Source organism: Pseudomonas sp. YNh (assembly GCF_037993085.1).
Lineage (GTDB): Bacteria > Pseudomonadota > Gammaproteobacteria > Pseudomonadales > Pseudomonadaceae > Aquipseudomonas > Aquipseudomonas putida.
Window position 1 is genome coordinate 51058 of the sequence record NZ_JBBMRJ010000023.1, and the last position, 21942, is coordinate 72999.

Below are 21942 nucleotides of genomic sequence, written 5' to 3' on the forward strand. Positions count from 1 at the left end.
AGGCTCACAACCTGAAATGCCCCACCATCCCCTTCAAATCGGTGCCCAACTGCGCCAGTTGCACACTCGACCGGGCATTGTCCTGCATCGCCAGCGCCGCCTGGTCCGCACTGCCACGAATCTGCGTGACACTGCGGCTGATCTCTTCCGCCACCGAGCTCTGCTGCTCGGCTGCCGCGGCAATCTGCTGGTTCATCTGCTGGATCAATGAAACCGCAGCCGCAATGCTGCCCAGCGCGCTCTCCGTCTGCAGCGCATCAGCCACTGCCAGGCGAACCAGTTCAGTGCTGCCACGAATCTGCGCCACCGACTGCTGGGCGTTACCGCGCAGGCTGGCAACCAGTACCTCGATCTGCTCGGTAGACTGCCGGGTACGCCGCGCCAACGCACGCACCTCGTCGGCCACCACAGCAAAACCACGCCCCTGCTCGCCAGCGCGGGCAGCCTCGATGGCGGCGTTCAGCGCCAGCAGGTTGGTCTGCTCGGCCACGCTCTTGATCACTTCCAGCACGTCACCAATGGTATGGATTTCGGCACTGAGGCTGTCGATGCCGGCGCTGGCGGTTTCTGCCGCCGCCGCCAACTGCTCGATGCGCTGCATGCTCTGGCGCACCACCTGTTGCCCCGACTCAACCTTGTCATCCGCCGCCTGGGCCGCCTGCGCCGCTTCCTCGGCATTGCGCGCCACATCGTGCACGGTGGCAGTCATCTGCTGCATGGCAGTGGCCACCTGCTCGGTTTCCTCCTTCTGGCTGCCCACCTCGCGATTGGTCTGCTCCGTCACTGCCGACAACGCCTGAGCGCTACCCGCCAGTTGTTCGATGCCTTGCTGCAAGCCGCTGACAATACCTGAAAGGCCTGCGGCCATCTGCTGCATGGCCTGCATCAGCTGCCCCACCTCGTCACCACGCGGTGCCTGGGCGTCAAAACCCAGCTCGCCAGCGGCAATGCGCTGGGCGCGGGCGATCACATGCTTGAGCGGGCCGACCACCGCGCGGGTGATCAGCCCGGCGGCCAGCACACCCACCAGCAGTGCCAGGCCGGTGGCCAGGGCAATGGCCACGGCATTGCGTTGCAGCTCACCCTGCAGCGCCTGCTCCTGCCCCAGGTAAGCCTGGTCGACCCTCCCGGTGACTTGCTCGGCACTGGCCTGCAACTGGGCTTTCAGCCCTTGCTCGCGGGCCAACTGGTCGGTGTATTCGTTGAGTTTTTCCGAGAAGCTGCCGATGTGCCCCGCCACCTCGCCCAGCACGCTCTGGTAACCGGCATCACTGACCGCGGCCTGCAACTGGCCAACCAGGCTGGCGGCCTCCACCGTCTGGGCGATACGCTCCTGGCTTACGCCCTCTTCGCCCTTGCGGCTTTTTTCCAGGCGCACCCGCGCTTCGTCCATGGCCTGCAACATCAGCCGCGACACCTGCGCCACTTGCGCAGCCTGCTCAAGAAACTCGCCCCCCTGCTGGCCCTGGGACTGCTTGAGTGTGTATACGCCGTCGTCGGCCAGGCCGGCCTGCAGCACATCAAGGTTATTGGCGACGCTGGACACCGACCAGCTGGCCATGTCCAGTGCGAGCTCTTTGGCCTGCACCGCCGCCACATAAGCTTCGAACGCCTGGCCGTAGGCAGCCAGATCGGTTTCGACCGCCACCAGCGCCGGCAGGCCTCGGGCGCGCTCGGCCAAGCCCTGCAAGCCGCTGCGCAAGGCCTCGGCCTGCTGGATATCGGAGCGCAGGGCAAACGCCTGCTCATGCTGACGCAAACGCAGCAGGTCGGTATTGAACTGTGCCAGCTGGCGCAAACTGTCGAAGCGCTGGCCCACGCTGTGCAGCGCGGCGATGCCGATGGCCGCCACCGCCAGGGTCAGCACCAGCACCAAGGCAAAGCCCAGGCCGAGTTTGCGGGCCATGCCCAGGTTGGCCAGCACACTGTGCTTGCTCGCGCCCATCGCCGATTCCCCTTCTGCGTGCGAGGTTATCCCGAAGGCCAAGGGTGGCAACGTTGCCCGCCGATGAACAAGGGCCTGGCGTCAGGATAGTGTCAAATAGCTATGGGCGTGTCGTTTTCAGCTTGGCAGAGGTCGCCCCGCATGCTGGAGGAAGGCCTGGGCACGGGAATCCTGCCCATAGGCGACATTTATGCGTAGCCAGCTGCTGGGCGTGCCTTGGTAATCGAACGCGCTGCCCGGGGTAAGCAGCACCGCATGCTCCCGCGCCACCTGCTCAAGGCTGGCGAAGTCCCGGCCGGGCACGCGCGCCCAGACGAACATACCGCCACAAGGCTCACAAAATACCTGCCAACCCGCCTGCTCCAACTGGCCCAGCAGCTTGGCCATGTGCTGGCCAAGGCGTACGCGCAGGCGTTGCACGCTCTTGCGGTAGCTGCCATTGGCGAGCATCTGGCCCACCACCTGCTCGGCAAAGCGTGACGTGCCGATACCGCTGACCATCTTCAGCTCGGCCAGACGCGCCAGCAACGCAGGGTCGGCGACCAGGTAGCCGACCCGCAACGAACTGCTGAGGGTTTTCGAAAAGCTGGCCATGTAGATCACCCGTTGCTCGCTGTCGAGGGTGGCCAGGCGTGTAGCCGGGCCCTCCTGGAAGTCGGCGTAGATATCATCCTCGACAATGCGCAGATCATGTTCACGGGCCAGCTCGAGCAGGCGGTAGGCGACTTTGGGTGTCAGGCTGGTGCCGGTAGGGTTCTGGTAAAGGCTGTTGATGAACAGGCAGCGCGGCTTGTGCGTGGCCAGCAGGGTTTCGATGGCCGCCAGGTCAGGGCCCTCTGCGGTACGCGGTACCGGCAGCATGTGCACCTGGTGCTGACGCAGCAGGTTGTACAGGTTGTAGTAACCAGGGTTTTCCACCAACACCGAGTCGCCTGGACGCAGCAGGGTACGCACCAGCAGGTCCAGACCGTGGCTGGCGCCGTGGGTGGTGAGGATGTGCTCGGGGCCGGCAGCGATGCCCAGCTGCGCAAGGCGCTTGTGCAATTGCTGACGCAGGCTGGCCAGGCCCAAGGGTGGGCAGTAGTCGAACAGATCCTGCGGGGCGCCGCGGCTTACCTGCCGCACCGCCTGGGCCAGCTCGGTTGCGGCGCGCCAATTGCTGGGCAGCCAGCCGCAGCCCAGTTTCAGCAACTCGTCATGGCCCTCGCGAAACTGCCGCCAGTTGCCGTCGCCAGACTCACCCCAAGGCTGCGTATCGTCAGCCGGGGGCCCGGGCTTGCGCTCGGCGACAAAAAAGCCGGTGCCGTGGCGGGCCTCCAGCCAGCCGCTGGCGACCAGGCGGTCGTAGGCCTCGATCACACAGGACGCGCTGACCGCCTGGCTGCGGGCCAGCGCGCGGATCGATGGCAGGCGTGCGCCGGGGCGCAGGCGTTGCTGGTCGATCCAGGCTTGCAGGTGGTCGGTGAGTTGCTGCACCAATGGGGTGGGGCCGGTGCGATCGAGTGAGAAGTGCATGGGTAAGTGTTCGCAAATTTTTGGCGAACAGTTAAGCATAAATGGAGTGACGGTGTGTCTGGCAGGTGGAATAGCCTGGCATCAGAGTGAGCAGGCCCGGCCCATTCGCGGGTGAACCCGCTCCCACAGGCTTGTCACTCCTCTCGCGGCTGTGGTGATCCTGTGGGAGCGGGTTCACCCGCGAAAGGGCCGGTACAGCCACTAGAGAAACCAGGACCCCTACCCATGCCCTCCGCTCCGGCCCGTCTGGCCTTCGCCCTCTGCCTGATCACCCTGGCCGTCAACCTGCAGGCCCCGCTGTACATCACCTACGCCGACCTTTCCGGCCAGGGCGCCGCTGCCACTGCGGTGGCGTTCTCCGGGTATGTGCTGGGCGTACTGCCCGTGCTACTGGCCCTGGGCGGCCTGGCCGACCGGGTCGGGCGCCGGCCACTGATTGTGGCGGCACTTGCCCTGTCGATGATCGCCACCGTGCTGATGCTGCTGGCCCCCAGCCTGCAAACCCTCGGCCTTGCCCGGCTGTTCCTGGGCCTGGGCACCGGGCTGGCTTCGGCGACGGCCACCGCCTATATGGGCGAGCTGATGGGTAGCGAGCAAAGCCCCCGGGCCGCCAACTGGGTCACTGCCAGCACCTCGCTGGGCTTTGGCCTGGGCGCAGCGCTGACCAGCCTGTTCCTGCTGCGCGGCCCCAGCCTCACTCCCGGCAGCTTCCACCTGCAACTGCTGTTGGCAGCCTTGGCCATCGTGCTGGTATGGCGCCTGCCCGACCCCCGCCCGGCACAACACAACCCCATGCTGCGCCTGCCCTGCTACCCGCGTGGCAGCGTGGCCTATGGCCTGGCCATTTTGCTGGCATGGGCCTGCGTGGGCCTGGTCATCGCCTTGCTGCCAAGCATCCTGCGCCAGCATGGCCTTAGTGCCTGGTCAGGGTTTTCGACCTTCTGCGTGATCAGCTGCGGGCTGTTGTTCCAGCCGATGGCCCGGCGCCTGAGCAGCCGCACGGCCACGCTGCTGGGGCTACTGATACTGCCCTGCAGCTATTCCGTGCTGGCCTGGGGCGCGGACAGCGGGCAACTGAGTGCGGTATTGCTGGGTGCTGTGGCGGCCAGCAGTGCGTGCTACGGGTTTATCTACCTGGGTGGGCTGGCGGCGGTGAACCGGTTGGCTGGCAGTGAGAAAACACGGGCCAGTGCCGGGTTCTTCTTGCTGGCGTACCTGGGGTTCAGCTTGCCGGTAATCTTTACCGGGCTGCTGAGTGACCGGTTGGGGTCACGGATGGCGTTGCTGGTGTTTGGCGGGGTGTTGGTAGTGGGCTGTGCAGCGGTTGGACTGGCATTGTGTTGGTCTGGCCGGACCCTATCGCCGGCAAGCCAGCTCCCACAGGGTTCGCGTTAACTTCGGGTACCCGCGGGCATTGTGGGAGCTGGCTTGCCGGCGATATGGCCAGAACAGGCAATCTGAGTTGGCTCAGATCGCTGTGGCCCCGCCATCCACCGTCAGGCAATGCCCGGTGGTAAACGCCGCGCCATCGCTGCACAGGTACAGCACGGCGCTGGCGATTTCCTCGACCTTGCCAATGCGCCCCACCGGGTGCATGGCCGCGGCGAACTCGGCCTTGCGCGGGTCGGCCTCGTAGGCGCGGCGGAACATGTCAGTGTCGATTACCGCCGGGCACACGGCATTCACGCGGATACCCTTCTTCGCGTATTCGATGGCTGCCGACTTGGTCAGGCCGATCACCGCGTGCTTGCTGGCGCTGTAGATACTCATCTTCGGCGCCGCTCCCAGCCCCGCCACCGAGGCTGTATTGACGATCACCCCACCGCCTTGGGCCTGCAGCAAGGGCAACTGGTACTTCATGCACAGCCATACGCCCTTCACGTTCACGCCCATGATGGCATCGAACTCCGCCTCGCTGCCTTCAGCCAGCCGGTGCTGCTCAATCTCGATGCCGGCGTTGTTGAAGGCATAGTCCAGCCGGCCAAAGGCGGCGATCAGCCGCTCGTGCAACTGGCGCACCTCGGCGTCGCGGGTGACGTCACAGGCAATGAACAACGCCTCGCCGCCTGCGGCGTTAATCTGCGCGACGGTGGCCTCGCCACCCAGCGGATCGAGGTCGGCCACCACCACCTTCAGGCCCTCGCGGGCGAACGCCAGGGCCGTTGCCCGGCCAATGCCGGCAGCGCCGCCGGTGACCAGCGCTACCTGGCCGGAAAAGGTCATGCTCATTGCGTGCTCCTGAAGGGGATGGTGGGGTTCAGAGCATAGTCAGCCACTGTCTGGCCGGGCAGCATCATCACACCAACGGTTGGGCTACCATGCTTGTCAGTGATGTTAACCACCTGCCTACATCAACAAGGTAGATTGAACATCTAGCATCTTCCACTGCCCACAAGGACCCCGCCATGACCCAGACCAACCGCCGCTTCCTGCTCGCCAAACGCCCGGTCGGCGCCGTGCGCCGTGACGACTTCACCTTTGAAAGCGTACCTGCCGAACAACCCGGCGAAGGCCAGGTGCTGGTGCGCAACCTGTACCTGTCGCTGGACCCGGCCATGCGCGGCTGGATGAACGAAGGCAAGTCCTACATCCCTCCTGTGGCCCTGGGCCAGGTAATGCGTGCCCTCGGCGTGGGCGAAGTGGTTGCCTCCAACCACCCGGCATACAAGCCGGGCGACCACGTTAGCGGCGCCCTTGGCGTGCAGGACTACTTCACCGGCGAGCCCCAGGGCCTGCACAAGATCGACCCCAGCCTGGCGCCCCTGCCCCGCTACCTGTCGGCACTGGGCATGACCGGGATGACCGCCTACTTCGCCCTGCTGGAAGTAGGCCAGCCCAAAGCCGGCGAAACCGTGGTCATCTCCGGCGCGGCCGGTGCAGTGGGCAGCATTGTCGGGCAAATTGCCAAGGTCAAAGGCTGCCGCGTGGTCGGCATTGCCGGGGGCGCCGAGAAGTGCCAGTACCTGAAGGACGAACTGGGCTTTGACGGGGTGATCGACTACAAGGCCGAAGACGTGCTGGCCGGCCTGAAGCGCGAATGCCCCAAAGGCGTGGACGTGTACTTCGACAACGTGGGCGGCGACATCCTCGACGCCGTGCTGACCCGTATCAACTTCAAGGCCCGCATCGTGATTTGCGGCGCGATCAGCCAGTACAACAACAAGGAAGCGGTGAAAGGCCCGGCCAACTACCTGTCGCTACTGGTGAACCGTGCACGTATGGAAGGGTTTGTGGTGATGGACCACGCCAAGGACTACGGCAAGGCCGCGCTGGAGATGGCCGGATGGCTGGCCAGTGGGCAGGTGAAGAGCAAGGAAGATGTGGTGGAGGGGCTGGAGACGTTCCCCGAGACGCTGCTGAAGCTGTTCAATGGGGAGAATTTTGGCAAGTTGGTGCTGAAGGTGTGACGTTGTGAGTTGCGTTTGGGGCTGAAAGCGCATGCCTTGAGGGGTTTAGCGCCTGTTAGATCGAGCGCCGCCCGCCCGGCGCTCGATCTGAAGGGCAAAGCAAATGTCCTGCCCGCCCCCTATCAGCCATAACCCCTAATCCAGCCCGAAAAAAAAGGCCAGCACGCGGCTGGCCTTTTTCATTACCGGGGGGTTATTTACCCACGAATTTCCGCAACCACCGCAGCCAGCGCCTGCGCCGGGTCTGCGGCCTGGCTGATCGGCCGGCCGATCACCAGGTAATCCGAACCCGCATCCAGCGCCTGGCGCGGGGTGAGGATACGGCGCTGGTCGTCCTGCGCGCTGCCCGCCGGGCGAATGCCCGGGGTTACCAGCTGCAGCGACGGGTGCGCCGCCTTCAGCGCCGGGGCCTCCAGCGCCGAGCACACCAAACCGTCCATGCCCGCCTTCTGTGCCAATGCCGCCAAGCGCAGTACCTGCTCTTGCGGGTCGACGTCCAGGCCAATGCCGGCCAGGTCTTCACGCTCCATGCTGGTCAGCACGGTCACGCCAATCAGCAATGGCTGCTGGCCGCTGCGCTTGTCCAGCACTTCACGGCAGGCGGCCATCATGCGCAGGCCACCGGAGCAATGCACGTTCACCATCCACACACCCATCTCGGCGGCAGCCTTTACCGCCATGGCCGTGGTGTTGGGGATGTCGTGGAACTTGAGGTCCAGGAACACTTCGAAGCCCTTGGCACAAAGGGTTTCGACGATACCCGAAGCGCTGCTGGTGAACAGCTCCTTGCCAACCTTCACCCGGCACAGCGCGGGGTCTAGCTGGTCAGCCAGCTTCAGGGCGGCCTCACGGGTAGGGAAATCCAGGGCGACGATCAGGGGCGTCTGGCAGGCGGACATGGGCAGGGTCTCTTGGCAAGTCGAAAACGGCGCGCATTGTAAACGAAGTGACGCAGGCTTTGGGGCCCGCGGGTCACGGAATTGGCCCGGCGGCGGCTGGCTCCTATAATTGAACCAACGGAACGGGTTACTGCTCAAATTTCGTACAAGCACTGCCCCACCACCCGTTTAAGGAGAACGACAATGCCCTGGTATGCCTGGCTGATCCTCATCATAGCCCTCGGGTCCATCGTCGGTGGGCTGATGATGCTGCGCGATACGGCAAAAAAACTGCCATTGACTGACGAGCAACTGCGCAAGGTGCATGAGCGCAATGCCGAGGCAGATGCCAAGGATGCGCAGGACCGCTAAAAGGTTTAAGCATTGGGTTTTACAGCCGTTTTTCGAGGCGGCTTTTTGACGACCACCGAATAGAACTTTTAACCCATTGTTTTATTAGATTTTTACTTCACTAAGCTTTATCCCTTCCAAACAAAAAACCGCCCCTGCCTCAATCACTCTTCAACAATGAAGGTGGTCCAGGCAGGAGCGGCCTTGTGTCGCAACGGGCTGCAAAGCAGCCCCGTTTTCTGAAAGGCAACCCCACCCGCAGGCTGCCGTGCTGCCCCTTACTCCACCATCACCTTGTCCCGGTTACGCTCCAGCAACGCGTTCCCGATCCCTTTGATCTCCAGCAGTTCATCCACCGAAGCAAACGGCCCATTGGCCTCGCGGTAAGCCACGATGGCCTCGGCCTTGGCCTTCCCTATCCCGTTCAGCTCCTTCTGCAAGGTAAGCGCATCAGCCTTGTTCAGGTCCAGCCGCGGCGCCTGCTGGGCTTGCACCTGGGCCACCACCGGAGACGGCTCGAGCACCACCGCGGTACTGGCAGGGGCCGCGCTAAGGGAGAAAGACAGGCTGGCGAACAGCGGCAGCAACAGGTACGACAGAACGTTGTTACGCATTGATGAACACTCCTTGGGTTGGTCATTTTCCAGCAGCCGTTTTCCTTCGGCTGCGCAACAAACCCTAGCGGTTCTGCGATTTTGCAAACAGCGACTCGGCCCATTTAATCGTTACCGAATCCAACAGTAAAAAAAGCAACTTTGGCCACACGAAAATGATGGCGTTACGCCATATTTCAAGTTAACTTCATGAAAAAAAAGCGATAGCAAATCGCCGCCAGGTAAATTCCCCTTTAACCTGGGTTTCATTCAGACCAAACGCTGTTGTTTTTCCTACAAGCCTTGCCGGATAAGGCCCCCACCCGTTCGTCGTATACCTTGGTGATATTGACTTCATTGGCATGATGTCTGAATAACATCAAACAATCGTTTTTATTGATCATTTAAACAAAAATAGGATCCAATCCATCGATACTTGTCGGCGTTTTCCTTCGATCAGGGGAAAAAAACGTGCCAGATGGGATGTCATAGTGATGACGAAATGATAAATTTGCGGACTTAGGACAACCGCTTCGCTTGAAGGATCCGAGCAGAATGAATTTTTTTTCACCTCCCCCCTTGGCCGTGCCCGATTTCCGTCGAGCTGCGCCCCCAGGCCACCCCAGGCCGATCTGAGTAACACCCGAGATCCTTACCGTTAGCGTCAGTTCCAACAGCCTTCACTCTCATACAGAAGACCGTCGCCGTGTCCCTCAAGACCCTCATCGTATTTGGCACCCGCCCAGAAGCCATCAAAATGGCACCGCTGGCCCTCAACCTTGCCCAGGACGACCGTTTCGAGTCGCGCGTCTGCGTCACTGGCCAGCACCGCCAGATGCTTGACCAGGTACTGGAGCTGTTCGAGATCACGCCCGACTACGACTTGAACATCATGAAGCCCGGCCAGGACCTGACCGATGTGACCACTGCCATCCTGCAGGGTCTGAAACCTGTGCTGGCCGAGTTCAAGCCCGACGTGGTGCTGGTGCACGGCGACACCGCAACAACCTTGGCCACCAGCCTGGCCGCCTACTACCAGCAAATTCCGATCGCCCACGTGGAAGCAGGCCTGCGCACCGGCAACCTGTATTCGCCTTGGCCAGAAGAAGGCAACCGCCGCCTGACCGGTGCCCTGGCCGCCCTGCACTTCGCGCCTACCAGCAACTCGCAGGAAAACCTGCTGCGTGAAGGCACCGACCCCGCGACCATCTACACCACTGGCAACACGGTGATCGATGCGCTGCTGGAAGTAGTCCGCAAGCTGGAAAGCCCAGCACTGAAAAGCCAGTTCGAAGCCCAGTTCAGCTTCCTGAACCCAGAGCGCCGCATGGTGCTGGTCACCGGCCACCGCCGCGAGAACTTTGGTGGAGGCTTCGAGCGTATCTGCCAGGGCCTGGTACAGACCGCGCGTCAATTCCCTGACGTGGATATCGTCTACCCGGTCCACCTGAACCCGAACGTACGCGAACCGGTTAACCGCTTGTTGGCCGACGTCAACAACATCCACCTGATCGAGCCGCTGGACTACCTGCCGTTCGTCTACCTGATGACCCGCTCGTACCTGATCCTCACCGACTCCGGCGGCATCCAGGAAGAAGCCCCGGCGCTGGGCAAGCCGGTGCTGGTCATGCGTGACACCACCGAGCGCCCTGAAGCAGTGGCAGCAGGTACCGTCAAGCTGGTGGGCACCGATGTGGCATCGATCACCGAAAACCTGGCGAAACTGCTCACCGACGAGGCGACCTACCGCGAGATGAGCTTCGCCCACAACCCCTACGGCGATGGAAAAGCGTGCGCGCGAATCCTCGACGCACTCTCCGCATTCTCTAACTCCAAGGACGCAGCATGAGCTTCAACAAGATTTCCGTCGTAGGCCTGGGCTATATCGGCCTGCCAACCGCCGCCGTTTTCGCCGCTCGCAAGAAGCACGTGATCGGTATCGATGTTAACCAGCACGCGGTCGACACCATCAACCGTGGCGAAATCCACATCGTCGAGCCTGAGCTGGACATGGTGGTACACGCCGCCGTAACCGAAGGCTACCTGCGCGCCTCCACCGTGCCGGAAGCAGCCGATGCCTTCCTGATCGCCGTGCCGACGCCGTTCATGGATGACCACCAGCCGGACCTGAGCTACATCGAGTCCGCGAGCAAGGCAATCGCGCCTGTGCTGAAAAAGGGTGACCTGGTCATCCTGGAGTCCACCTCCCCGGTCGGCGCTACCGAGCAGATGGCGTTCTGGCTGGCCCAGGCTCGCCCAGACCTGAGCTTCCCGCAGACCCACGGTGAAGATTCCGACGTGCGCATCGCCCACTGCCCTGAGCGCGTATTGCCAGGCCACGTGCTGCGCGAGCTGGTGGAAAACGACCGCATCATCGGCGGCATGACCAGGAAGTGCTCCGAAGCAGCCGTACGCCTGTACCGCACCTTCGTCGAAGGCGAGTGCATCATCACCAACGCCCGCACTGCCGAAATGTGCAAGCTGACCGAAAACAGCTTCCGTGACGTGAACATTGCCTTCGCCAACGAACTGTCGATCATCTGCGACAAGCTGGACATCGATGTGTGGGAGCTTATTCGCCTGGCCAACCACCACCCGCGCGTCAACATTCTGCAGCCTGGCCCAGGTGTTGGCGGCCACTGCATCGCCGTGGACCCATGGTTCATCGTCAGCCAGACCCCAGAGCAGGCGCGCCTGATCCGCACCGCCCGTGTGGTCAACGACAGCAAGCCTGAGTGGGTGATCGACAAGGTCAAGATGGCGCTGGCCAACTTCCTGATCAAGAACCCGAGCAAGTCCGCCCAGCAAGTGAAAATCGCCTGCTACGGCCTGGCCTTCAAGGCTGACATCGACGACCTGCGCGAAAGCCCGGCCCTGAGCATTGCCGAGCGCCTGGGCAACGAACTGGAAGCCACCCTGCAACTGGTCGAGCCGAACATTGAAGCGCTGCCACAACTTCTGGCCCGCCATGAACACGTGGACTTCGACTACGCCCAGGACAGCGCCGACATCCACGTGCTGCTGGTGAAGCACCGCGAATTCCGCGGCACCTTCAACGTACGCGATGCAGCGTTCGTGATCGACGCCGCTGGCGTTACCCAGGCCTGATGGACCCAACCGCATGAACAACCCCACGCTTGAGAAACCTACCGTGAACACAGAGCTGCCATCACCTTTGGCCGATATTCATGACCGCGTGATGGAAGCCTATTACGGCAAGCTGGGGGATCAGTTCATGCGCGAAACGCAGTCCCGCATCCACTGGATCTGCGCCCAAGTCAAAGGGCGCCGGATCCTGGATGTGGGCTGCTCGCAGGGTATCGTGCCCCTGCTGCTGGCGCGTGAGGGTTGCCAGGTCACCGGTGTGGACACCAGCCCGCAGGCCATCGAAGAGGCCAAGGGTTACCTGTCTGCCGAACCTGCCCACATCCAGCAGAACGTCACGTATATAAATTCAGACTTCCTCGCGCTGGATACGCTCGAGGTTGAGCCGGACACCGTTGTCATCAGCGAAGTGCTCGAACACCTGGTACGCCCGGAGTTGTTCGTCGAAAAGGCCTACGACCTGCTAAAGCAGGGTGGCCGACTGGTGATCACCGTACCGTTCGGGGTCAATGACTTCATTGACCACAAGCACACGTTCTACCTGATGGAACCGTTCCGCCTGCTGGCGGAGCACTTGCAGATCATCGAAGTGAAGATGCTTGGCAAGTGGCTGGGCATTGTTGCTGTGAAGAGCGAGGCGCATAAGCCGGGGACCATCGACTCGCTGACTGTCGAGCGGGTGCGTGAACTGGAAAAGGCGTTTGAGTCGATTGAACGCACGTTGCGTGGAAATCTTGGCGCCATCGGCAAGCGGCTGGACGAAGCGAACAAGAAATATCGCACCGCCACAGAGCAGATTGCCCAGCTCAAGCCGGAGGCGCAAAAGGCTGAAGCGCTGTCCAAGCAACTGCAGACACGCGATGCCGACATCGCGAACCTGCAGAAGTCGAACCGTGAAATTCTCGAGGCCAAAGCGCAACGAGTACAAGAACTTGAGGAAATCCGCCAGCGGCTGGATGAAGCGAACAAAAAGTACCGCGCGGCCACTGAACAGATCGCATTGCTGAAACCTGAAGCACAAAAAGCTGAGGCGCTCGCTCTCCAGGTTCAACAGCGTCAAGCGGAGTTTGTTGCCCTTGAACAGTCGACCAAGGAATCCTTGGAAGCCAGTGTTCGTAATGTTCAGGAGCTAAGCAGCGAACTCGACGCATTAAGATCTCAACTAGGGGAAGCCAACGAGCGGTGCCTTACCGCCTCTGAACAGTACTCCCAGCTTGAGCAACAGTTTGCGGCACTCGAAAAAGCTCGCCAGCAAAGCCTTGCTGAAGCAGAACACCGACTCAAGGAGTTACAGGCCCAGCACGCTCAGGCCTACGATGAACTTGACGCTGCCAATCAGGAACTTGGCAAACAAGCCCAGCGCAATGCAGAGTTGAACGAAGACCTGCGACTGGCGGTAGGCAACCAACTGACGCTCGAAGAGCAGCTGTTGGCGACGCAAGCTGAATTGAAACAAGCTCAGCAAAACAGTCAGGCCAAGGCAGGCCGCATCGACCAGCTGAGCACAACGCTCAGTGCGCGTGACGAAGCACTGGAAGTGCTGCAGCAGTCGCATCGCTTGGCTGAGGAGCAGTTACAGGCCACCACGGCGCAGTTGCAGCAATCGCAGCAAAATTGCGGTGAGCAAGCAGGTCGTATTGACCAGCTGAGCTCGACACTTAGCCAACGCTCCAAAGAGCTGGAAAACCTGCAGAGTGTGCAACGCTCTGCCGCAGAGCAACTGCAGTCGACTCAAGCGCAGCTTCAGCAATCGCAGCAGAAGACCGATACCCAAGCAGAACGCATCAACCAACTGAGCTCGGCGCTGGGTCAGCGAGAGAGAGAACTGGAGTCATTGCAACAGCTGCATCAGGCGACTGAAGAGCAATTGCGTGCAACAACCCAGCAGCGAGCAGTTGCAGAAGAGCTGGCGACCCAAGAAGCCGCCAACCTAGCAGTATTACAAGTACAGCATCATGCCTTGGAGCGCCAGCTCCAAGAGCTTTGCGATGCCCACTTACAAGCGCAAACAACCAACGACATGCATGTCGAAAATATTGCTGCCCTCCACGGACGTCAGGCAGAGCTTGAAGCTGAGCTGGAAAGCCAAGCGAAGCAATCGAGCACCTTGCTGTCACAAAGCCAACAAGTTATTGACGACCAGACCAATATCAACGCGGCGCTGCGCACGCGCCAGGCTGAACTCGAAGCCGAAATGGAAAGCGAATTGGAGTATATGAAGGAATTGCAGGCTCAAAGCCAGCGGGCTAATGCCGCTCAGGCTGAAATTATCGCTCTGTTGAAAACACGCCAAGCCGAGCTGGAAAGACAGTTGCAAGAGGTGAGTGAGGCGCATTCACGCAGTGAGCGTGAGCGCGCCGCACAGGTGAAAACCATCAATTCGCTGATCGAAAACCGCAGCGTTCTTGAAGAGCAGCTTCAAGCACTCACCGTCGCCAACGCGCAGGCTAAAGAGATACAGACTGAGCAAGTACAGAGCATCACGTCACTCAATCAGACTAAAGATGCTCTTGAGGAACAACTGGCATTTGAAAGTGCCAGCCGTCAAGCCGCTGAATCTAGCCTCGCCGCCACTAATGAGCAATGGCAAGCGCTACGCCTTCAGTTGGAAAACGAGCTTAATTCTTCCAAGGCAGGCCTAGGTGCCGCAAACATAAAATACCGCGCTGTCACAGGAGAGCAGATCCCTCAACTTAAGGCCAACCTGAATCAGTTGTTGGAACGTAGTGCGGCCCAGCAGCGCAAGATTGACGAGCTGAATGCCAATCTGGATCGCGCCAACACACAACGCCATTTGGCCGAGCAACGCTTGGTCAAGACCCGCGGTAGCATGACGTACCAGCTGGGCTATCAAATAAAGAACAGTGCTAATTCGTTAGGCGATTTGGTCAAGCTGCCTGTGCGCCTGTTGCGCCTCTACCGCAAGGCCAGTCAACAGCGCCAGCATAATGAGCGAAAGCTACTTACCAATGATCCCCTGCGGGCACTGCTTCCACCAGCACCTGTCCTTCAAGGCGACAACTACCTCAAGCTACCGGCCGCCCTGCCGACTAGCGAGGCAACCCGCGCTACTCTGCTACGCCAAGCCGATCACCCAGTCAGCCGCCTGAAAGTAGCTTGCGTAATGGACGAGTTTACCTTCGGCTCCTATCGCTATGAATGCGATCTGATGCAGCTTACGCCAGCCAACTGGAAAGCGGAGATCGAAGGTTTTGGCCCAGAACTGCTCTTCATAGAATCCGCCTGGCGCGGAAAGGATGACCTATGGGGCAGCAAAATTGGCCACAACGGTCAAGAACTGCAAGATATTCTGGGGTGGTGCCGTCAGAGCAAGGTACCGACCGTATTCTGGAATAAAGAAGACCCAGTTCACTTCGAGACGTTCCTGACCACCGCCAAGCAGTTCGACCACGTATTTACCACCGACATTGACTGCATTCATCGGTATAAAAGTGCACTGGGGCACGACCGTGTCTACCTGCTGCCATTCGCCTGCCAGCCAGCACTGCACAACCCGATAGAGTTGTACGAGCGTAAAGACGCTTTCTGCTTCGCGGGTGCTTACTACGCCCGCTACCCGGAACGTACTCGCGACCTGGGCAACTTCGTCTGTGAGCTGCCGAAATTCCGCCCGCTGGAAATCTTCGATCGCAACTTCGGCAAGGACGATGTCAATTATAAGTTCCCCGAAGAATATCAGCCATACATTGTCGGCACCCTCCCTTTCGAGAAAATCGACACGGCTTACAAAGGCTACCGCTACGCGATCAACTTGAACTCCATCAAGCAGTCGCAATCAATGTTCGCCCGTCGTGTATTCGAACTGCTTGGCTGCAATACGCTGACCGTGAGCAACTTCTCGCGTGGCGTACGTCTACTGTTCGGCGATCTGGTAGTGACAACCGACAACGGCGAAGAGATGTTGCGCCGACTGCAACTGCTGGCTGAAGACCCTCTCAACAGTGACAAGCTGCGGCTAGCGGCACTGCGCAAAGTGATGCAGGAGCATACCTACACCCAACGCCTGGAATACGTAATGAGCAAGGTGACCGGTTCAGCGAAGGCCCAGCGTCTGCCGGAAATTGTGGTCATCGGTGAAGCGCGGGACCGGGAGCAGTTCAATATGCTGCGTAGCCATCTGGATCGCCAAACCTACAGCCAAGTGCGAATGGTCATAATCAGCGATGCTTACCAAAGCAGCATCGTCAGCGATGATCCACGCATCTTAGTGCTTAAGCCAGCGCAGCTTAAAAAGACTTCACTGGGTGAGTTGGTTGGCAATACCCCTTGGGTAACCGCTTTTGTGCCCTCCGACTATTACGGTCCGAACTATCTCCTCGACTTGGCACTGGCCACTCGCTATAGCCGTGCACAAGTTGTCGGCAAAGAGGCACACTTCACCTGCAAAGGGCAAAGTGCAGAATTGGTAGCTAATGAACAGGCCTATCGTCCGACTCAGACGCTGAGTGCACGCCGAGCGCTGGTTGCAATTGAGATCGTGGCCTCCCAGCCTCTACTGATATGGTTGAAGAACCTGCCTTCGTTGCAGTATACCCATGCTCAAGGCGTTTCTATAGACCCGTTCAATTACTGCGAAAACGGTGCTACGCAACGTCTAAGCATAAGCGCCAAGGTCAACGACCTTGATCTGAACCTAGGCATGACCATCGACCAGTTGCAGGCACGCGCACAGTCCATCGAACCACTGGAAATAAGCCATGATGCTCCCGAAATCAGTGGCAGCACCCTCGCTGAAATGTTCAGCGTAGCCCGCAATAAGTTTCTCGACTTGTCAATTGATGGCGATAACTGGCGTGTTCATTCCAAGCTGGGAGATGGCAAACACGAGTACATCTATGCGAAGCAGGAGTGCAGCCTGGAAGTCCTCGGCTGCAAAGAAGGTAAGCTCAAGCTATTTCTCGACTGCACCCCGGGCCTCAACCTGCAATTAGTAGTGCTGTTCCTTGATGCTGACAAGCAGCGCATCAGCCACGTCATGCAATATGCCAATCGTAACCAGACCGCCGAAGTACCGCCAGAAACGGCCTACATTCGTTTCGGCCTTCGTGCCTACGCCGCGGGCAGCACAGAGCTGAAAGCTTTGGTACTTGGCCATCGCAACTTGCAACCTTCAGAAATGATGGGCCGTGGCGAGCACCTGCTCTTAACAAACCATTACCCTGCCTACGCAGATCTCTATCGTAACAAATTTGTACATGGCCGAGTCTCGGCATATAAAGATCAAGGTCTAACCGTAGATGTGTTCCGTTTACGCGACAACGAAAGTGTGAGCTATCACGAATTCCAGAATGTCGACGTCGTGACCGGCTGCAGCTCCACCCTAAAAAAAATGCTCGAGAAGAATCGATACAAGTCTATTCTCGTGCATTTCCTAGATGAAAACATGTGGAATGTTCTTCGCGCTTACCTTAACACCACTCGTATTATTGTGTGGGTACATGGCGCTGAAATTCAGCCTTGGTGGCGTCGCGAGTACAACTTCGAGAATGACGACCAACTACACCTCGGCAAGCTCGCAAGTGAAAGACGCATGAAGTTCTGGCGCGAAATACTCCAGCAGATGCACAAAAACCTGAAGCTCGTGTTTGTCTCTCAATACTTCGCTAAAGAAGTGATGGAAGACTTGGGCTTCACATTAAGCGAAGAACAGTATCACATCGTTCACAACCCGATTAATACCGATACCTTTAACTACATTGCCAAACCAGCAGAACAAAGAAAGAAAGTTCTTTCGATACGTCCATTTACCTCAAGAACCTATGCGAATGATCTGACTGTAAAATCCATTGAAATCCTTAGTGTCAAGCCCTGGTTTAACGACCTAGAGTTCTTGATAGTTGGTGATGGTCCCTTGTTTGATGAGACAGTTGCGCCCCTGCGGGCCTACTCGAATGTAAAAATTCAAAAAGGCTTCATGAATCATCAAGAAATTTCCGCCCTTCATAAGGAGTACGGTATTTTCTTGTGTCCAAGTCGTATGGACACCCAGGGAGTTTCAAGGGATGAGGCTATGGCTTCCGGTTTAGTGCCAGTTACCACTGCCGTAGCCGCGATACCGGAGTTTGCAGATCACCACTGCGGGTATCTTGTACCTAAGGACGATGCGACAGGACTCGCTAACTCAATTGAAGAAATGTACTTCAACGCTGAAAAGTTTTCGACGCTATCTCAGAATGCTGCAAATAACGTCAGACAAAATCGCGCTAATGAAAAAATCGTTTCTCAGGAAATTTCTATTTTCCAAAGGTTTGAAGAAAATGCAGTTTGAGCCAACACAACTTACTATCAACGAGTTCTTGCAGAGCTCCGTCGAGACTAACAAGCAGTTTCGCATTCATGACGAGAATCCGGCAATTGAACGCTTCGAGTGCTTCGCTCACTTCGTCAGCAACTCGAAAAAGTTGGTATGTTTGATGCCATCTGCGCTGCCTGCTGGGCGTGAAAAGCCAGAGGCAGTATTTCATCGCTGGTCTTGGTCCAGCCATATACATGAAAATGTCATCTCCCTGAATGACCCCACATTTTCGATTAATGATATATATTGCGGCTGGTTCCTTGGCGATGGGACAAAAGACCTGATCTCGCGGCACGCGAAGCAAGTTCAACAGATTGCCAGAAAGCTCAATGTTAGTAATTGCGATATCATTTTCTATGGTTCATCCATGGGTGGCTTCGCAGCACTTATGATGGCGAGCGTAGTTGAAGGATCCTTAGCAATTGCCGAGGTCCCACAGTTAGACTTGCGAGATTACCCCGTTAAGGGGGCCATTCGAGATATTGAAAAATATTGCCTAAAAGGCGATAAGTTGGAATCCTTTGCATCTGAGCACCCTCATCTTATATCTGTTTTCGATAGATTCAAGAAAGAAAAAAACACTCCAAACTTCACAATAATCACCAACAATGCAGACATCGAATTTCTTGCCGCACTAGACCTCTTTAAAGCTCTTAATCATCACGATAAGGCTTTCAATAAAAAAGGTCGGGCGGAGCTTAAAATACATGCTGAGAATATCGGTCATCGGCCACTTCCGACTGTGATCGGTGTCGAATTTATTAAAGCAGCCCTCCAGGCCAAGCCCGTCACTCAAATTGTAATTCAGGAAATTGGTTCCGGGGAAGACACTGCGAGCCTTGACTATAAAACCGTGCTTAACGAGGCAATTGAGCTATCCAAGCAGATCAAGTTCGTTAGGACCGATGCCGACAAGGAAGTTTATACACAAACCATTGCCAAGCTGTACCAAGCCAGTGAGCTCAATAAAACAGCAGACTGGCCGCTATTGAAGGTTTGCTCCATAGAAAAACAATGGACGAATTCGTTTAATACTCGAATTTTAGAAGCCGCACAGGAAGCACTAAGCCGGCGTGAAACTCTCGAAGGTTTCATCTACTGCTGTCGTGGCTATCTGTATAACTACGACAGTGTAGAAGCCACTAACAAAATCTCGTCACTTATTGACTCTTGCAGTGATAGCCAAATTGCGAACGTTGGAAATATCTTCAAAGCAATCACCAGCTACGAGCATAAAGATTACGAAGCCTATAACAACTCAATCAAAACGTTTAATTCAAATAAGTCGCCGGAATATAGTCCTTACATAGCCATTCCAGCCGCTACTGTTTACACCGAGAACACCTTCGCCCCTGTAAACTATGACCCTAAAATGGTCCACATTCAGGGCAAGAGCGTAGTTCCCGCACGTTTTGAAAGCCAGAACAAGAATTATATAGTTAGCATCTCCTGCGACGAGAAATACTTTAACCTTTATGGCAAGTATATTATCAAATCATTCACCAAGCACTGCAGTAATGATGCAATACTGCACATCACATTCTTGGGCGGGGACACAAAGACCTATCTTAGCCGCATTGAGCAATGGGGCGGAAAAAGCATAGAGATTTCTGTTGCAGACATCACTACTGAGATAAACAAAGGACCAATTGCATCCCTGCTCAGATTCATAAACATTCATCAGCTCGTTACCCAAACAAATATACCTGTATTGGTGTTGGATCTTGATACAGTCATCAAGAAGTCGTTCATAGACCTAGTCCAGATGATGCAAAGCGAAAATATCGACGTGCTATCACGAGTTTTGCAAAATGGTATGGCACCTTGGGAAAAATATACTGGTGGGTTCGCTTTCTTCAACAACACGCCGAACGCGTTAGCTGTTGCGAAAAACATTGCTTATATCTCGGAGCAGCTATGCAGAACCGACATCACCCAGTGGTGGATAGACCAGAACATCTTCGAAGCAGGTATAAGAGAGCGTCTACTTAACTCCAAAGACTTCTCCCTGAAAAATATTTATAACATCCGCGATCAATACTGCGTTATGCCCGTTGGTAATACCGAGAGTAAAACATTCACTCTTGATAACGCCCTGGTCAATTTCGGTTAAAGGTGTAAGGGCCGGACAAACGCCGGCCCACTCAAATCACAATGAATATGAAATCCGACTTTATGTGGTTAGTATCACTATGCAAAAAAATCTGCATAGCCTCTCCTGTTAGAAGCCTGTCAGCGACGCTTCTATTGCTGCTCGCAAACGCTTCTGCCATTCTAGCCTTCTTCCTCCCAGTCAAAACCCTTATCATTGCAGGAGCTAGCACCCTTCCCCACTATTTTAATGCTATTCTTCCGGGCGCAACCAAGAACCAAGTTGTACTAGCTTTGTGTTTAGCTTCCGCCTTATTCTTGCTAATTCATCACACTGCCAACTATTTCGCAAACCGTATAATGGAAAGCGGAGCTCGCAACTTAATCAGAGCAGCCAATAAGATTCAGCTCTTCGAAGATCAAGATACATTTGCAAAATTGGTTTACAACAAAACTTGCAACTTGCTGGCATCTGTCGCCTTCATAGCCATCGGCTTCATTGTTGGCGGCAACCTAACCCCGCTCAGCTTCTTGCTCCTACTCGCAATAAGCGCTGCGCTTTTGCTATTTATATTCTCGAACTCCGCACAACGCACCCCACAAAAAACCAACGCCGCAATACCAATTTATAACGGACTTTCATATTTAATTGTTTTCGCGACTTTAATTTACTCGCACCTTGAGCAACCTGGGGATATATTAACCCCATTGGCCTCTTTGATTATTGCTCGACAAGTTATCCAAAGGACGGCCTCACTTTGCTCTGATATACTTTATGCTTGCTCGCACAAAGCGAAGATTAACTCCTTGTTCTTTATTTCGCACCAATTCAAACCTGTAATCAGCGAAACACAAAGTATATTCTGGAGCTTACTTGAGAGAAATTCCAGGGAGCCTCTTTTCCGTGAAACTCTCGGCTTAGATAAAAACATATCTTTGCAACTTGTGGAGTCCTCATACACACAGACAGGCACACCCAACATTATTGCTTTCGCTCTGTGTGTAGTCGATAAAAAAACGCACCAAAGCGAACTGTACACCTCCAAGTTCTACGGCCCCGGAAAAAATACTGTCTACCAGCATGAGTCTTTACTTTTCATGAGCGAATGGGCATCCGCATTGCCGTGTCCAACTTTATTAGTCACCAGAAAAGTTAACGATTATTTTTTCTCCATTTTCAACGGAGACATGGCTCGAAAGCCAGAGCCAGTCAAACTCAAATCAACCTGGTATCAAACCCTCGCAAAATGCTGGAAAGTAGAACCTTGTGAAGAAACCATAGAAAAGTACAAAAGGTCCAAGCCATTCTTTACCAAAAACCTTAACAAAGAACTTCTTGACCAAGCAAAAACAGTATGTTGCGACAGCGACCAAGCAGTCATAGAAGAGTTTGAAAATCGCCTATCTTCTATTATTGAAGACATATCCAGCTCTCCACTCGTAATTATCAACCCTGACCTTTCAATGGCAACTATTTATTTGGATAGTCTTGGAAACCCATTTTGCTCAAACTGGACACGGTGGGGAGTTGAGTACTTAGGGGCTGGTTGGCCGACCGCACCACAGGATCTTAAAGCAATTGAAGACCACATAGATGAACAAACGATATCCAAGTATGAGTCCAGATCTGAGTGCATTTCCAAGATCCGTACTACTGCAATCGCCTACGCACTGGAGCAGCAATTAACAAGACAGAACTACAACATCGCAATCGAATTAATGAAGCAAATCTAGACACAAC

Annotated in this window: 13 protein-coding genes and 1 pseudogene; 8 read left to right on the forward strand and 6 right to left on the reverse strand. The window is 56.6% G+C overall.

Going from position 1 to position 21942, the window contains the following annotated elements; genetic code table 11:
• Positions 1 to 4: 4 nt before the first annotated feature.
• From WF331_RS29370 to WF331_RS21225, 3 genes and pseudogenes are all read right to left on the reverse strand, one after another.
• Entirely contained in the window at positions 5 to 886 is an 882-nt protein-coding gene (locus WF331_RS29370; protein ID WP_371321159.1) for a methyl-accepting chemotaxis protein, read from the reverse strand.
• Positions 866 to 1945 (reverse strand): annotated as a pseudogene (locus WF331_RS29375) (HAMP domain-containing protein); the annotation flags it as partial. The gene WF331_RS29370 and the pseudogene WF331_RS29375, both read right to left, overlap by 21 nt.
• Before the next feature lie 117 nt (positions 1946 to 2062).
• Positions 2063 to 3460 carry an aminotransferase-like domain-containing protein gene (locus WF331_RS21225; protein ID WP_284363958.1) on the reverse strand — a complete coding sequence of 466 codons (1398 nt, stop codon included), beginning with the start codon at positions 3458 to 3460 and terminating at the stop codon, positions 2063 to 2065.
• A gap of 225 nt (positions 3461 to 3685) precedes the next feature.
• Here WF331_RS21225 and WF331_RS21230 point away from each other — a divergent pair, with 225 nt between their 5' ends.
• Positions 3686 to 4855, forward strand: coding sequence for an MFS transporter (locus WF331_RS21230; protein ID WP_284363955.1), 1170 nt, complete (start codon positions 3686 to 3688; stop codon positions 4853 to 4855).
• A 72-nt stretch (positions 4856 to 4927) separates the two neighbouring features.
• On the opposite strand, the gene WF331_RS21235 is transcribed toward WF331_RS21230, so the two are convergent.
• Positions 4928 to 5689 (reverse strand): SDR family oxidoreductase, encoded by a 762-nt coding sequence (locus WF331_RS21235; RefSeq protein WP_016500975.1) that lies wholly within the window; start codon positions 5687 to 5689, stop codon positions 4928 to 4930.
• Positions 5690 to 5865: 176 nt separating this feature from the next.
• On the opposite strand from WF331_RS21235, the gene WF331_RS21240 reads away from it, so the two are divergent.
• Positions 5866 to 6867, forward strand: coding sequence for an NADP-dependent oxidoreductase (locus tag WF331_RS21240; RefSeq protein WP_016500976.1), 1002 nt, complete (start codon positions 5866 to 5868; stop codon positions 6865 to 6867).
• Positions 6868 to 7064: 197 nt separating this feature from the next.
• Here WF331_RS21240 and pyrF read toward each other — a convergent pair whose 3' ends face one another.
• Complete coding sequence (gene pyrF / locus WF331_RS21245; protein ID WP_016500978.1) at positions 7065 to 7766, reverse strand: orotidine-5'-phosphate decarboxylase; 702 nt, start codon at positions 7764 to 7766, stop codon at positions 7065 to 7067.
• Between the two features lie 183 nt (positions 7767 to 7949).
• On the opposite strand from pyrF, the gene WF331_RS21250 reads away from it, so the two are divergent.
• On the forward strand, positions 7950 to 8117 hold the full coding sequence (locus WF331_RS21250; protein WP_016500979.1) for a DUF2897 family protein: 168 nt from the start codon (positions 7950 to 7952) through the stop codon (positions 8115 to 8117).
• Between the two features lie 257 nt (positions 8118 to 8374).
• Here the strand turns inward: WF331_RS21250 and WF331_RS21255 are convergent, their stop codons facing one another.
• Positions 8375 to 8710 carry a ComEA family DNA-binding protein gene (locus WF331_RS21255; RefSeq protein ID WP_016500980.1) on the reverse strand — a complete coding sequence of 112 codons (336 nt, stop codon included), beginning with the start codon at positions 8708 to 8710 and terminating at the stop codon, positions 8375 to 8377.
• 685 nt (positions 8711 to 9395) lie between these two features.
• Here WF331_RS21255 and wecB point away from each other — a divergent pair.
• From wecB to WF331_RS21280, 5 genes are read left to right on the forward strand one after another with little or no spacing between them, the layout of a single operon-like run.
• Entirely contained in the window at positions 9396 to 10538 is a 1143-nt protein-coding gene (gene wecB, locus WF331_RS21260; RefSeq protein ID WP_284363949.1) for a non-hydrolyzing UDP-N-acetylglucosamine 2-epimerase, read from the forward strand.
• Complete coding sequence (gene wecC / locus WF331_RS21265; RefSeq protein WP_284363946.1) at positions 10535 to 11797, forward strand: UDP-N-acetyl-D-mannosamine dehydrogenase; 1263 nt, start codon at positions 10535 to 10537, stop codon at positions 11795 to 11797. The genes wecB and wecC overlap by 4 nt, the downstream gene beginning before the upstream one ends.
• A 13-nt stretch (positions 11798 to 11810) precedes the next feature.
• Positions 11811 to 18083, forward strand: a complete 6273-nt coding sequence (locus WF331_RS21270) for a methyltransferase domain-containing protein (protein WP_284363944.1) — start codon at positions 11811 to 11813, stop codon at positions 18081 to 18083.
• Positions 18073 to 20223, forward strand: a complete 2151-nt coding sequence (locus WF331_RS21275; RefSeq protein ID WP_340623264.1) for an alpha/beta hydrolase — start codon at positions 18073 to 18075, stop codon at positions 20221 to 20223. Before WF331_RS21270 ends, WF331_RS21275 begins: the two co-directional genes overlap by 11 nt.
• Positions 20224 to 20270: 47 nt before the next feature.
• Positions 20271 to 21935, forward strand: coding sequence for a hypothetical protein (locus WF331_RS21280; protein ID WP_340623265.1), 1665 nt, complete (start codon positions 20271 to 20273; stop codon positions 21933 to 21935).
• Positions 21936 to 21942: the final 7 nt, after the last annotated feature.